This window comes from Acinetobacter gyllenbergii (assembly GCF_001682515.1).
GTDB lineage: Bacteria > Pseudomonadota > Gammaproteobacteria > Pseudomonadales > Moraxellaceae > Acinetobacter > Acinetobacter gyllenbergii.
On the sequence record NZ_KV575264.1, the window covers coordinates 1 to 14,475 of the forward strand.

Below are 14,475 nucleotides of genomic sequence, written 5' to 3' on the forward strand. Positions count from 1 at the left end.
CGTAATTTGGTTACCCAAGTCTTTCTTGGCATCATCTAACTTAGTATTGGTATCGGTAATCTTACCATCTAAACCATCTTTAACTTTGGTCAGCTGGTCAACATTGACTGCGTCTTTGCCATTAACACCATCCGCAACGTTAGTGATGTTCTTACCACCTGCATCGATGCCATCTTTGGTGATGCTTGGACCATCTTTAATGGTCACACCTTTGTCATTTAATACCGTATCGCCAGTCGTGATGCTGTCAAACTTCGCATCTTTTAACAACTCGACCTTGATACCATCTTTAGTGGTACGCGTAATCACATTCTCACCGCTGGTCTGGTCTTCTGATGTCGCAGCATCAGCGCCACCCACGATGTTTAACTTCTCACCCAACTTACGATGGACATCTCCACCTGCATTGCCTGCAAAGTTTAGACCTTTGTTTTCCAACTCAGTCTTAGTGTTATCAATCTTGGTATTGAGTTCTGTTTTGGTGTTATTGATCGTATTGTTTAACTCAGTCTTGGTATCTGTAATCTGAGTTGTTAACTGATCTTTGGTGTCATTTAACTTGTTGTTGGTCTCCGTGATTTGGTTACCTAAGTCTTTCTTGGCATCATCTAACTTAGTATTGGTATCCGTAATCTTGCCATCTAAACCATCTTTAACTTTGGTTAACTGGTCAACATTCACCGCATCTTTACCATCTTTACCATCAGCAACATTGCTAATGACTTTATTACCCGCATCGATACCATCTTTGGTGATGCTTGGACCATCTTTAATGGTCACACCTTTGTCATTTAATACCGTGTCGCCAGTGGTGATGCTGTCGAATTTCGCATCTTTTAACAATTCGATCTTGATACCATCTTTAGTGGTACGCGTAATCACATTCTCACCGCTGGTTTTGTCTTCTGCTGTTGTTGCATCAGCGCCACCAACAATATTTAACTTCTCACCCAACTTACGATGCACATCTCCACCTGCATTGCCTGCAAAGTTTAGACCTTTGTTTTCCAACTCAGTCTTGGTGTTGTCAATCTTGGTATTGAGTTCTGTTTTGGTGTTATTGATCGTATTGTTTAACTCAGTCTTGGTATCTGTAATCTGAGTTGTTAACTGATCTTTGGTATCCGTGATTTGGTTACCTAAGTCTTTCTTGGCATCATTCAAATTATTGTTGGTATCTGCAATCTGGTTGCCCAAATCAGTTTTAGTATTATCAATTTTTTGATCTAAGTTACTAATATTTTGCGTGTTTTGATTCACACGACTATCAACATTTTTAAGCTGACGTACGGTCACTGCATCTGAATCAGCAGAGCCATCTTCAACATTGGTAATACGGCGTTCTTTACCGACAGAACCGACTGACACAACACCATTCGACATAGATGCATCACGATTCGTTAAGAAAGAGTTGCCTGTTGCTTCAGTTGCAACCGCATCCTGACCCAATGCAACACTATTTTCAGCTTCGACACGGCTGCGAGCACCTAAAGCAACACCACCAACAACCATTGATTGTGCACCTTGGCCAACTGCAACCGCATTTTCTTGATCAGCAATTGCGCCACCCCCAATCGCAGCAGAGTTTTTACCTGTTGCCTTCGCACCACCACCAACTGCAGCAGCATTTTCATTGCTTGCTTCAGCACCTTTACCAATTGCAGCAGAACTATCCCCAGTTGCTTTAGCATTACTACCTACAGCGGCAGCCCCATTACCCGTTGCAGTCGCACCTTCACCTGGTTTATTACCAGAACCAATTGCAGTTGAATTATTTCCAGAAGCAAGTGAGTTAATACCCATTGCCGATGCACCATCACCTGTTGCTTGCGCAACGGCGCCAAATGCAGAAGCACCTTTACCTGCGGCATTTGACATCACACCAAATGCAGATGAAGCATCACCAGTTGCCTTAGAGGTCATACCAAAAGATGACGCAAATGCACCTGTCCCTACAGCTTGCACCCCTACAGCTGTTGAGCCATGTCCCGTTTCTGTGGTTGGATATTTACCAGCCTGTAGTTTGCCACCCGTAATTTCAGTATATTTTTGACTTAATTCGGCATCACGGGCAATTTTGTCAACATCATCACCACCAATTGCGACTGAAGAATTTCCTCTCGCAATAACATCCGCACCAATCGCAATGGATTGATCACCGATTGCTTTGGTTTGGTCACCAATTGCAATTGATTGATTACTATAGCCAGAAGCCGCTCCAACAGCACCTTTAGTTGAGGCATTCCGTCCAATCGCGACATCACCACTACCGACGGTTTCACTTGTACCACCTACAGCAATTGCCCCCGAGCCTGCACCTATTGCACGCGAACCTATCGCAACGGCATCAGAAGATGTTGCTGTTGCACCAGAACCCATCGCAATCGCATCAGCAGATGTGGCTGTTGTATTAACACCAACAGCAATTGAGTTACGCCCCTTAGCGCCATCATTCTCATAATTGCCGCCTTTTGTCCCATTATCATTAATGCTTACATAATGCGTTTTCGCTTCTGCTACAGCAGTCTTGAGCTGTGAAACATTAACTGCATCATTATCTTTAACACCTTCTGCAATATTGGTGATTCTCAAAAATCTATCGTCAGCCCAAGTGCCTTGTTCTTTACCTTGATAATATTTAGGATCACCTTTCTTATGTCCAAATGAAACCGTAAAGTCTTCTGTTGTACTTGCTTGCCCACCAATTGCAACTGAGTTATCGCCATAAGCAATGGCATCATTACCAATCGCAATTGCCCCTTTTCCATCAAGATTTGGTTGTCTAGATTCAGCTCTAGAACCACTCCCAATCGCAATCGAGCCTCGACCTGTAGATTGCACATCATTACCCACAGCAATTGCAAAGTCGCTATTGGCACAAGATTGGGTATTTCCACCACCAACAATGACAGAACCAGAATTATTACACTTGCTCGGAGTACTATTCCCATTTCCCAGTACCGTCCCTGCAAGAGCATTTGAAGAGAACGAAACGGCTCCAACTAAAACTGCAGCAGATAAATTAAGAACTTTTGATTTGGTTTTTGTTTTACTTTTTGCCAGTTCAGATGTTGCAACCCATGCGCCAATTGATGCATTCCAAACCACTTTATAGACTTTATTCATAAAAATTCTCAGATCATTACTACAGTTATTGATGGTCTAAAAATGCCAATCAGCATTTTTAGTTTCGGTGCCAAAAAAGAGTCGCGGATGCTAATAAAATCGAGTAAATTGGTAAAGATTCTGTAAATATTGAGATTAAAAATATGAGACATATTTCTCATATTTACAAAAAAACTTATTAATCAAATACATGATTTAAATCACAAAAAACCAAAAATGTTTTATTTTGTTTTCGTTTTGTTTTATTTTATAAAGAACGTGAAAAATAGAATAATAACTCTATAATCTATAGCGAAATAATATTCAATATCTAAAATCCCCTTTAATTATTGGAATAAATTATTGAATTCTCATTTATTAGAAAAAATACAAATAATGCTATGAGTTTGAAATTTTACTTATAAATAACAGGATCTTTGCTTTTAGAATTTACGACATAAATCAAGTATGATTGTTTTATCAAAACTAGTTTTTTTAACCTTATGAGCCCTACATTAAACTCATTAAGAAAACAACTTCGCTCAGAAAGAAGGCAACTTTCACATTACCAACAAAAACAGGCTGAACAACAAGTTCTGCGTCTACTTAGACGATTACCTAAATTTAAAGCTGCATCAAGAGTTGGACTTTATTTACATGCCTTTGGAGAGATACATACGGATAAATTGATAAAACTTTGTTTTCAGCAAAAGAAACAAGTGTTTTTACCGATGATTTGCAATATGAATCAGAATTTAGTTTGGGTAAAAGTAAGTTCGAAACAATACCTAAATAGACGTTTTTCCCATCACCCACTCGGGATGAAAGAACCGATGGCTAGTCGAGGAAAACATGTCTCGCATTTAGAGCTACTCATTATGCCGTTATTGGCCTGTGATCATTTAGGAACGCGCATCGGTATGGGCGGCGGTTATTATGATCGGACTTTATCAACAGCCAAACACTATCCCTATCGTCTCGGTCTTGCCCATGCCTTTCAATATGTGGATGGTCCACTACTAAGACAAACATGGGATCAACCTTTACACGGATTACTAAGCCCTAAAAAGTTTTATTATTTCAGCTCTTAGCAAGTTATTTTTCTTATTTCCGCAATGAATCTTGAGTAATTTAGTCTTTTTTTTATATTTTCTCTCCCCAACCCCTTGTATTTTTTTAAATGCACATCACTATAAAAACATGGCAACACCGTTGTCACTCATTAGGAGTGCCCATGTCTGAATATATTTTAAATAATGAAACAAGCTTAGAGCCACAGGTTCCAAGTGTATTACCACTATTAGCGTTACGTGATGTTGTGGTTTATCCACACATGCAAATCGCGCTATTCGTGGGTCGTGAAAAATCGATCAATGCAGTGGATGTGGCTCGTAACAGTGACAATTTAGTATTTGTAGTTGCGCAAAAAGATTCGCTCACAGAAGAAATTGATCACGACAACCTCTATCAATATGGAACTGTGGCTAAAATCGTACAAGTTGTGAATCATGAAAATGATGAAAACTGCATCAAAGTACTGATTGAAGGCCTACATCGTTCTAAGCTTGAACGCATTATTGATGGCGAAGAATACTTAACAGCTGAACATCATTTAAGCCCAATGACATTGCCTTTGGACCAAGAGACCCAAGAGACTCGCTTAAATGAATTACGTACTCTATTCGCTCAGTATGCAGAAGCGAAACTACGTAATGCACGTGAACTCATTGCAGCAGCAAATAAAATCGAAGACTTATTGCAATTGATGTTCTTCGTTGCAACTCGTGTGCCTTTAAATATTGAAGTGAAACAAAAGTTTTTAGAGCACGACGAATTTGAAGATCATTTGCAAGAGTTAATGAGCTATTTGATGAATCAATCTGCTGAACAGCAAATTGAACAGACTCTGCATGACAGCGTAAAACGTCAAATGGAAAAGAACCAACGTGAATACTTTCTAAATGAAAAAATGAAAGTCATTCAACGTGAACTTTCCGACATGAATGGCGGTGCTGAAGATGACGTTGCCGAAATCGAAAAACGTCTTGCAGAAGCAGATTTACCTGAACACGTACGCAAAAAAGCTGAAGCAGAATTCCGAAAGCTTAAGGCAATGCAACCAGCATCTAGTGAAGCTGCTGTGGTTCGTAACTATCTAGAAGTGATTTTAGATACGCCTTGGAATAAGGCGAGCAAAGTTAGTATTAACCTTGCCAAAGCACAAGAAATTCTGGATACAGATCATTACGGCTTAGATGACGTTAAAGATCGTATTGTAGAATACTTGGCAGTCCAGTCTCGTGTTAAAAAACTCAAAGGTCCGATCCTATGTTTAGTCGGCCCTCCAGGTGTTGGTAAGACATCTCTGGGTGAATCAGTTGCCAAAGCAACAGGTCGTGAGTTTGTCCGTATGGCACTGGGTGGTGTTCGCGACGAAGCAGAAATCCGCGGTCACCGTCGTACCTATATTGGTGCGATGCCAGGTAAAATCGTGCAATCATTGACGAAAGTTGGGGTGAAGAACCCATTGTTCTTGCTCGACGAAATCGACAAGATGGCACAAGACTACCGTGGTGATCCAGCTTCTGCATTGCTTGAAGTCCTTGATCCATCACAAAACAGTAAGTTCAATGACCATTATTTAGATCTTGATCTTGACCTTTCAGAAGTCATGTTCATCTGTACAGCGAACAGTATGAATATTCCTGAAGCCTTACTGGATCGTATGGAAGTGATTCGTCTACCGGGTTATACCGAAGATGAAAAAGTGAATATTGCTGAACGCTACCTTGTTCCAAAAGCAATTAAGAACAATGGTCTACGTACAAAAGAGCTGACCGTTCATGAAGAAGCAATCCGCGACATCGTACAACGTTATACACGTGAAGCCGGTGTTCGTAGCTTAGAACGTGAAGTCTCTAAAATTGCCCGTAAAGTCGTAAAAGAGGCGGTCAGCAAAAAGTCTAAAAACTTACAGATTGACGTCACTTCTGCCAATCTTCCTGAATACTTAGGTCCACATAAATTTGACTTTGGTATTGCAGAAGATGAAGCACAAGTAGGTCGTGTCAATGGCTTGGCTTGGACCTCAGTAGGTGGTGAGTTACTCACTATCGAAGTTGCAGCAGTAAAAGGTAAAGGTAAATTCATTACCACGGGTTCACTCGGTGATGTAATGAAAGAATCGATCACCGCTGCGATGACTGTCGTTCGTACCCGTGCCGATGAATTGGGAATTGAATCATCTCGTTTCGAAGAAACAGATGTCCACGTTCACTTACCTGAAGGTGCAACACCAAAAGATGGTCCATCTGCTGGTTTAGCACTGACCACTGCCCTTGTATCGGCATTTACAGGTATTCCGATTCGTCCAGACATTGCCATGACGGGTGAAACGAGTCTTGGTGGTCGCGCGATGCGTATTGGTGGCTTAAAAGAGAAACTTCTTGCAGCTCACCGCGGTGGAATCAAACTGGTGTTTATTCCACAAGATAACGTGCGTGATTTGGCTGAGATTCCTGACAATGTAAAAGAAGGATTAGAAATCAAAGCAGTGAAAAGCATTGATGAAATTCTACCTTTAGCACTGACAGATACACCAAAGCCTTTGCCAAAGACACCGATTGTAAAACCAGTCGAAGATGCAAAAGCAGCACGTCACTAATCAGTAAATGATTGGACATAAAAGAGAGCTTCGGCTCTCTTTTTTTGTTACATAATACGGTTGAAAAATAACCAATATCTTGCATAATAAAATAGAGTCGATAAAAACAAAGGCTAAATTTGACTCTGAACTCATTTTAGCGTCATCCGAACTCCAGACGGATGGCACTTTGATCGCAGCTCATACGCATTTTGAGCTGCGTTTTTTATGTGTGGTGGGTGCTACTTTTTGTATTTTTTCTGACTAGATAAATTATGCTGTTCCTCCATGAACCTATAACAGTGTTTATAATAGTGGTCATTTCTTTAATCAAACACGCTTATGAAAATTCGCATTCTTACCATTGGTCAAAAAATGCCGGCTTGGGTGCTAACTGGTTTTGAAGATTATTTCAAACGTATCCAACCCTTTGTACAGACTCAGGTGATTGAACTTCCAATGGCAAAGCGTGGCAAAAATGACTCTGAGGCCGATATTTTAAAATACTGCCAAATTGAGGGTGACAGCATTTTAAATGCACTCAAACCCAATGAGACTTTAATCGCTCTAGAGGTGGGTGGTCGTGAGCTGAGTACGGAAAAATTAGCCGACACCATGAAACAATGGATGCTCGAAGGCAATGATATTGCTCTTGCGATTGGAGGGCCTGATGGGCATTCCGATGCGGTGCGTAAAGCTGCCGCTTGGCACTGGTCACTGTCAAAGCTCACCATGCCACATCCAATGGTTCGTATTCTTTTAATTGAACAATTGTATCGTGCAATGAGCATCAATCATAATCACCCTTATCATCGAGCTTAAAATCGTTCTGATTATAGAACAATATGTTGAATTTTAAGGGCTATCATTGCGGTACTGAATTTGTCAGGATAACAGTGTATTCCCTTTCAGGTGTTTATTTATGGACTTACAAACTTTACCCGGATTATTTATTTCTCATGGTTCGCCCATGTTGGCACTTGATCCAGAACAAGTGGGTCCTGCACTGTATCGCCTGAGTAGCAACTTACCTAAACCTCAAGCAATTATCGTCATGTCAGCGCATTGGGAAAGCCAAGCCTTAGAAGTGAATACCTCAACACGCCCAGAAACTTGGCATGACTTCCGTGGTTTCCCTCCTGAACTCTACAATATCCGCTACCCTGCACCAGGTGCACCAAAACTGGCAGAAGAAATATTAACTTTATTCGCCGAAGCTGGTATTTCAGCACATGCCAATAGTACCCGTCCTCGGGATCATGGCGTTTGGATGCCACTATTACATATGTATCCAGATGCAGATATTCCAGTGATTGAAATTTCATTACCAACGCAAATGAATGCAGATGGTATCTACGAGATCGGAAAAGTGCTCGCCCCATTACGTGAGCAGCAAATTTTACTGATCGGTTCTGGGAGTATCACCCATAACCTTGCAGAATTATCATGGCAAGCCAATGCCGATGTACCCGCATGGGCCAGTACTTTTCGCAATACTATTGTCAGCAAACTCAGTCATCAAGATTACGATGCGGTACTAGATTGGCCATCTTTACCTTATATTGAGCGTAATCACCCGAGCCTTGAGCATCTTGCACCGCTCTTCTTTGCGATGGGTACAGGCCATCGTTTCAATATCGTACATAGCAGCTTCTCGATGGGTTCTTTGGGGATGGATATTTATCGGTTTGATTAAATAACCAACTGCGTCACAGAATAATAAAATAGGCTTGCGCAAAATAACGCCAAGCCTATAAATCTACTATATTTTTCAAAAATTTTACAAATAGAAACATTTAACGAACTTAATTCCTAAACGGTTACCATGTTCTCTTTTTAAGAATACTTTAAGCTTATGTCTGTTATTTATTTATCGTTGTTTTGAATATGAAAATCAAATATTTAGTTCTTGCATTACTTCCGCTTTCTTTAATGGCGTGCCAAACTGTGCAAAATGTGACTGATAATGTAATTTCTCAAATTAATACAACTGCTGCAAAAAACTTAACTGAATATAATTGGACTTATCAAGGTTCTAAGGCATCTAAGCCTTTAGTTTTATCTTTTAATGCTGACCAAAAACTTGCAATCCAAACTGGCTGTAACAACCAAGGTGGTACTTGGGCAGTTGAAGGCAATAAGATTGTTACCTCTCCGCTTGTATCAACCATGATGGCTTGTGCTGATGATTTAATGCAGCAAGAACGCTTATCTGCTGACATCTTCAGCGAGAAAAAAGTACCATTTGAAGTCAGCACAGTGAATGGTCAAGCCATCTTGACTGTGACGGATAGCAAAGGTCAAAAACATGTATTTACAGGTGCAAAAGTGACAAATAGCAACGTGTTAACCAACTACACTTGGTCATATCAACCTGCTGATACCAAACGTCCTATCGTATTAAGCTTCTTGGGCAACGATCGTTTATCTGTAGACACAGGTTGTAACCGCTTAAATACCTCATGGAAAATTGAAAATGGTTTGATCGCGACAGGTGATGGTGCATCAACATTAATGGCATGTGAACCAGCCTTAATGAAACAAGAACAGTTTGCAGGTGAGCTTCTACAAAAACGTCAAATCGCGTTTGAAGTGAATGCAACTAACCTAGAGCAACCGACTTTAGTACTTGCTGATGCCAAAGGTCAAAAATATACTTTCGTTGGTAAAATGACACCTGAAGCAAAATACCAGTCTGAAGGTAAAACTGTTTTCTTAGAAATTTCGCCAGAAACTAAATCATGCACAGGTGTTGCACCACAAACCTGTATGCAAGTTCGTGAAATCAAATACGATGACAAAGGCTTAAAAACTTACGCAGATAAAAACTGGTCATTGTACTATGGTCAAATCGAAGGTTTTGAGCACAACCCACAACAACGTGTGATTGTACGTATTAAACGTTTTGACATTAAAAACCCTGCTGCTGACCAATCAAGCATTGCAGACGTACTCGATATGGTTGTTGAGCAAGAGATTGTGAAAAAACCATAATTTCATTTAGAAATAAAAAAATCCGATGCTTTGACATCGGATTTTTTTATGGCAACCCCTCTTTAATACAGAGGGATTGAGGGAGATTTTTAATAAATACCCTGCGCTAAAATGGCATCAGCAACTTTTACAAAACCCGCAATATTCGCACCATCGACATAATTGATCGTACCATCTTCCTGAGTCCCATATTTGACACAGTTACGATGAATCTCTTTCATAATCGCATGTAAGCGTTCATCCACCTGTTCAAAAGACCAACCCAAGCGATTGGCATTCTGCGACATTTCCAGACCAGAGGTTGCTACGCCACCTGCATTCGATGCTTTACCTGGCGCATACAGAATTTTTGCTGCAATAAATTTTTCAACAGCTTCAAGTGTAGATGGCATATTGGCGCCTTCTGCCACACAAATCACCCCATTTGCCAATAGCGTTACTGCATCTTCGGCATTTAATTCGTTTTGCGTTGCACATGGCAGAGCAATATCGACTGGAATATGCCATGGGGTTTTACCCTCGAAATATTCAAAACCGTGCTTTGATGCAAACGCTGACATACGCCCACGTTGAACATTTTTCAGTTCCATCACTTCATCGAGCAAGGCTTTGGTAAATCCATTTTTTAAATAGACCGTGCCGTTCGAATCCGATAAGGTTACCACTTTAGCGCCTAAGAACATGGCCTTTTCGGCAGCATATTGCGCCACATTACCTGAACCTGAGATTGATACCGTTTTATTGGCAAAACTATCACCACGGGTTTTTAGCATTTCTTCAGCAAAATAAACCGTACCGTAACCTGTTGCTTCAGGGCGAGCCAATGAACCACCAAAAGAAATCCCCTTCCCTGTAAATACGCATGATGTGTCGTTACTTAACTTCTTCATCATCCCCGTCATATAGCCAACTTCACGGCCACCGACACCAATATCTCCAGCAGGAATATCCGTATTTGAACCAAGATGACGATACAACTCCAGCATCAATGCTTGGCAAAACCGCATGATTTCTGCTTCAGACTTCCCTTTAGGATCAAAATCTGAACCGCCTTTGCCTCCACCCATCGGTAAGGTCGTTAACGAGTTTTTAAAGGTTTGTTCAAACCCTAAAAATTTTAAAATAGATAAATTCACTGAAGGATGGAAGCGCATTCCTCCTTTATAGGGGCCAATCGCTGAATTGTATTGGACACGGAAACCGCGATTGACATGGGTTTGCCCCTGATCATCCATCCATGAAACACGGAACTGAATAGCGCGCTCAGGTTCAACCAATCGCTCTAACAAACCATATTGTGCATATTTAGGATTCTTCTGAATGAATGGCCACAAGCTGGTCATCACTTCTTCGACTGCTTGTAAAAATTCAGGTTGATATGGATCTCTAGCTTTAACATAATCCAGAAAGTCATTTAAGCTATCGTATTTCAACATTCACCCCCGAGTCTATGGTTTATCTTGGTGCGAAAAATGCACCAAAATAGAATTTTGCATCTATTAAATACAGATTACTATTTCATCACAATATTATTTTTATGCTTAACTCTTTTTATCAATTAAAATCATAATCTTAAATCAAAAAATGTTCGCTATTTATATAATAAATACAAGTAAAAGCATATCAATGAATCGCAGAACTTCATTACAAAGAAGAGAAGTAGTCTAATTTATAGACAAAAATGCACTAAAAAATTTCATCATTAGCACCATTTTTAAGCATTAAAATACCCAAGTAATTGACATCTTTTTAGATTGCTTCTCCGTGTTAAAGCTTTATTTGCTATACTAAGCTCCCTGTTTTTTGCTTCACTCTCGATACATGTCCCCAACTGCACAACACGCGCTTATTGTCCAAATCGACCAACTCTTACCACAGACGCAATGTGGTTTATGCGGGCATCGTGATGGCTGCTTACCTTATGCAAAATCCATTGCAGAAGGTGAAGAAGCAAATAAATGTGTGCCTGGCGGACAACCTGTTGCCGATGCATTGGCAGCTTTATTAGATCGACCACAACTGACTGCCGAAAGCAGTGTTTGGGAGATTCAACTCGACGGTCGACCGCAACGTATCAAAGCAGTGATTCGCGAAGATGAATGTATTGGCTGTACCAAATGTATTAGTGCCTGCCCCGTCGATGCGATTATTGGCAGTGGCAAATTAATGCACAGCATTTTGACTGACTTGTGTACCGGTTGTGAATTATGTATTCCACCTTGTCCTGTCGATTGCATTGATCTGGTAGCAGATATGCGACCTTTACCAACAACAGCGCAACGTACGGCTGAACAGGATGATTTAAGACATCGCTATTACGCCCATATTCAACGTGAAGAAAAACGTCGCTTAAGTCGCAAAGGGCCCATTGTACGCGCTGAAATTGATGTGGAGTTCTTTGCTCAATTTTCACAATCACAAAACAATGTGCCCGTGATTAAACTCGTAGACAAACCCAAAGACAGTCCCACACTGGATGCTAAAACCACGATTGAACTTGCCAAGCTACGCACGCAAATCAAGAAGCTCGAAAAGCAGCTTAGCGTCCGTGCGGATGAATCCAAACAAGCGCAGTTACTTACTTTACAACAACGTTTAAATGAATTGCAGGACATCTAAATGCCCGTAAAGAATATGACCAAAAAGCAGATTCAGACTTTTTTTGAACGTTTGCGTGAACAAAGACCGACCCCTCAGACTGAGCTGAACTACTCTTCTCCTTTTGAACTCCTGATTGCTGTGTTGCTTTCTGCTCAAGCAACAGATGTCAGTGTGAATAAAGCCACAGATAAACTCTATCCTGTTGCCAATACAGCTCAAGCCATTTTAGACCTCGGAATTGATGGCTTAAAATCATATATCAAGACCATTGGCTTATATAATTCTAAAGCTGAAAACGTGATTAAAACCTGTCGAATCTTGGTCGATCAATATCAAGGTCAAATTCCAGAAACACGTAAAGAGCTGGAAGCCCTCCCTGGTGTTGGGCGTAAAACGGCGAATGTGGTACTCAATACCGCCTTTGGTCAACCAACCATGGCAGTCGATACTCATATTTTCCGTGTGGGTAATCGTACCGGACTTGCGGTTGGAAAAAATGTTCTAGAAGTAGAAGACCGGTTAATTAAAGTGATTCCGAAAGAATTTATTATTGATGCGCATCACTGGTTAATCTTGCATGGGCGTTATTGCTGTATTGCACGTAAACCGAAGTGTGGCGAATGTATCGTTTCCGATGTCTGCAACTGGCCTGATCGATTTGAATTTGGTGCCCATAAAGCTATTGCAATAAAAAACCTCAGTTAATCCTGAGGTTTTTTATGCTGCTGTAGCTTTGGATGTAACTGGCGAGCTTTACCATGTTTTTTATTTTCTAAGGCCTGTTGCTGCTGTACATGACGCAACATTTTTTGGCTTTGATACAATAAAAACAACAATAAAGCTAAACTTAAAATTACCACCACGATCAAAATAATTTTCAGCAAAGAAACACCCTCAATCAACTTACACGTTTCGACTTGTATACCGTAACGTAATCCTCAGTTTCTATTATGTCAGATTTTCAGGCTTGCATACCATGCATGAATATCTCGTTTTTCAATTGCAGTTGCCATTAACTCAGGAAATTGATCTGGAGTACAGGCAAAAGTTGGGATACCCATATCAGCAAAGATCTGTGCATGTTGAGTATCGTACCAAGGTGCACCATCATCAGACAATGCCAGTAGCGTAATTACCTGCACGCCACTCTCTAACATTTCAGCAACTTGTTTGAGCATTTGCTTAGCATCTCCACCTTCACACAAATCACTGATTAGAATAAATATAGTCTGTTCTGGGCGGGTAATTTTACTACGGCAATATTTAATCGCTTTGGCAATATCTGTTCCCCCACCCAACTGCGTGCCAAATAACACATCGACAGGATCTTCTAGTAAAGGGGTTAAATCAGCTAATTCAGTATCAAATACAATCATTTGGGTATTAACTGCGCGAATACTGGCCATAACAGCAGCAAAGACACTGGAATAGATCACTGAAGGCGCCATCGAACCACTTTGATCAACACACAGTACAATGTCTTTTAAAGCGGTTTGTTGACGCGGATGCCCATGTAACTCATGTGGAATAATCGTTTTAAAATCTTCTTGCCAATGCTTGAGATTGGCTTGAATGGTTCGTTGCCAATTAATATCTTGCATGCGTTTAGGGCGGCGTGTATGCGCTGAACGATTGATACTCCCTCGAATCGCTTGCTGTAATGGCTGTTTTAAACGGTTTTCCAACTGTTCCACTAACTGGCGTACCACAATACGTGCAGTTTCTTTGGTTTTTTCAGGCATTAAATGATTGAGTGAAATCAAAGTTGAAACCAAATGAATATCGACTTCTACACTCGCCAACAATTCAGGTTCTAATAACATTTGTTGTAGATTCAAACGTTCTAAAGCATCTTTTTGAATGACTTTCACCACAGAAGATGGGAAATACTGGCGAATATCACCCAACCATTGCGCCACTCTAGGACTAGAATGCCCCAAACCACCACGACGATTGGGCTGTTGTGTCTGATAGAGCTCATTCAGGCATGCTTGCATTTTGCTATCTTGTACCGACCAATTGGGTAAATGCGTCGTCGAATTTGGGGCTTGCCCTAAAATCAAACGCCAACGTCGTTCCTGTTCAGAGAGCTCTTGCTGCGCTAAAGAAATCATTTCTTCATTCATATCGTC

11 protein-coding genes are annotated in these 14,475 nt (G+C 40.7%); 7 read left to right on the plus strand and 4 right to left on the minus strand.

Annotation, left to right across the window (positions count from 1 at the left end):
- Window positions 1-3,126, minus strand: a 3,126-nt coding sequence (locus NG55_RS11790) for an ESPR-type extended signal peptide-containing protein (protein WP_267284002.1), incomplete at its 3' end; no start/stop codon positions are given.
- Between the two features lie 482 nt (window positions 3,127-3,608).
- Here NG55_RS11790 and NG55_RS11795 point away from each other — a divergent pair.
- The 5 genes from NG55_RS11795 to NG55_RS11815 all read left to right on the plus strand — a co-directional run bounded on the left by NG55_RS11795 (window position 3,609) and on the right by NG55_RS11815 (window position 9,742).
- Window positions 3,609-4,196, plus strand: a complete 588-nt coding sequence (locus tag NG55_RS11795; protein ID WP_065343353.1) for a 5-formyltetrahydrofolate cyclo-ligase — start codon at window positions 3,609-3,611, stop codon at window positions 4,194-4,196.
- Between the two features lie 143 nt (window positions 4,197-4,339).
- Window positions 4,340-6,769 (plus strand): endopeptidase La, encoded by a 2,430-nt coding sequence (lon, locus tag NG55_RS11800; RefSeq protein ID WP_065343354.1) that lies wholly within the window; start codon window positions 4,340-4,342, stop codon window positions 6,767-6,769.
- A 321-nt stretch (window positions 6,770-7,090) separates the two neighbouring features.
- Window positions 7,091-7,570 carry a 23S rRNA (pseudouridine(1915)-N(3))-methyltransferase RlmH gene (rlmH, locus tag NG55_RS11805; protein ID WP_004663191.1) on the plus strand — a complete coding sequence of 160 codons (480 nt, stop codon included), beginning with the start codon at window positions 7,091-7,093 and terminating at the stop codon, window positions 7,568-7,570.
- A gap of 100 nt (window positions 7,571-7,670) precedes the next feature.
- Window positions 7,671-8,444, plus strand: coding sequence for a DODA-type extradiol aromatic ring-opening family dioxygenase (locus NG55_RS11810; protein ID WP_016541322.1), 774 nt, complete (start codon window positions 7,671-7,673; stop codon window positions 8,442-8,444).
- Between the two features lie 191 nt (window positions 8,445-8,635).
- The gene (locus NG55_RS11815) at window positions 8,636-9,742 is read left to right on the plus strand and encodes an META and DUF4377 domain-containing protein (protein WP_065343355.1); all 1,107 of its coding nucleotides are present in this window, start codon (window positions 8,636-8,638) and stop codon (window positions 9,740-9,742) included.
- An 89-nt stretch (window positions 9,743-9,831) separates the two neighbouring features.
- On the opposite strand, the gene gdhA is transcribed toward NG55_RS11815, so the two are convergent.
- Window positions 9,832-11,178: an NADP-specific glutamate dehydrogenase gene (gene gdhA, locus NG55_RS11820; protein ID WP_065343356.1), complete on the minus strand. Its 1,347-nt coding sequence runs from the start codon at window positions 11,176-11,178 to the stop codon at window positions 9,832-9,834.
- A gap of 367 nt (window positions 11,179-11,545) precedes the next feature.
- Here gdhA and NG55_RS11825 point away from each other — a divergent pair, with 367 nt between their 5' ends.
- Both NG55_RS11825 and nth read left to right on the plus strand, forming a co-directional pair.
- The gene (locus NG55_RS11825; RefSeq protein ID WP_262757600.1) at window positions 11,546-12,361 is read left to right on the plus strand and encodes an RnfABCDGE type electron transport complex subunit B; all 816 of its coding nucleotides are present in this window, start codon (window positions 11,546-11,548) and stop codon (window positions 12,359-12,361) included.
- Window positions 12,362-13,048 carry an endonuclease III gene (nth, locus tag NG55_RS11830; protein WP_065343358.1) on the plus strand — a complete coding sequence of 229 codons (687 nt, stop codon included), beginning with the start codon at window positions 12,362-12,364 and terminating at the stop codon, window positions 13,046-13,048. It abuts the gene before it with no gap.
- Here nth and NG55_RS11835 read toward each other — a convergent pair.
- Together NG55_RS11835 and NG55_RS11840 are read right to left on the minus strand one after the other, a co-directional pair.
- Window positions 13,045-13,227, minus strand: a complete 183-nt coding sequence (locus tag NG55_RS11835) for a hypothetical protein (RefSeq protein ID WP_016541317.1) — start codon at window positions 13,225-13,227, stop codon at window positions 13,045-13,047. The two genes, nth and NG55_RS11835, sit on opposite strands and share 4 nt — an antisense overlap.
- Window positions 13,228-13,296: 69 nt before the next feature.
- On the minus strand, window positions 13,297-14,469 hold the full coding sequence (locus tag NG55_RS11840) for a VWA domain-containing protein (RefSeq protein WP_065343359.1): 1,173 nt from the start codon (window positions 14,467-14,469) through the stop codon (window positions 13,297-13,299).
- Window positions 14,470-14,475: the final 6 nt, after the last annotated feature.

Excerpts from the sequence above, each read along its gene's own strand:
- NG55_RS11795 (WP_065343353.1), top strand. The coding sequence starts at position 3,609 with ATGAGCCCTACATTAAACTCATTAAGAAAACAACTTCGCTCAGAAAGA.
- rlmH (WP_004663191.1), top strand. The coding sequence starts at position 7,091 with ATGAAAATTCGCATTCTTACCATTGGTCAAAAAATGCCGGCTTGGGTG.
- NG55_RS11840 (WP_065343359.1), bottom strand. The coding sequence starts at position 14,469 with ATGAATGAAGAAATGATTTCTTTAGCGCAGCAAGAGCTCTCTGAACAG.
- nth (WP_065343358.1), top strand. The coding sequence starts at position 12,362 with ATGCCCGTAAAGAATATGACCAAAAAGCAGATTCAGACTTTTTTTGAA.
- gdhA (WP_065343356.1), bottom strand. The coding sequence starts at position 11,178 with ATGTTGAAATACGATAGCTTAAATGACTTTCTGGATTATGTTAAAGCT.
- NG55_RS11810 (WP_016541322.1), top strand. The coding sequence starts at position 7,671 with ATGGACTTACAAACTTTACCCGGATTATTTATTTCTCATGGTTCGCCC.
- NG55_RS11815 (WP_065343355.1), top strand. The coding sequence starts at position 8,636 with ATGAAAATCAAATATTTAGTTCTTGCATTACTTCCGCTTTCTTTAATG.
- lon (WP_065343354.1), top strand. The coding sequence starts at position 4,340 with ATGTCTGAATATATTTTAAATAATGAAACAAGCTTAGAGCCACAGGTT.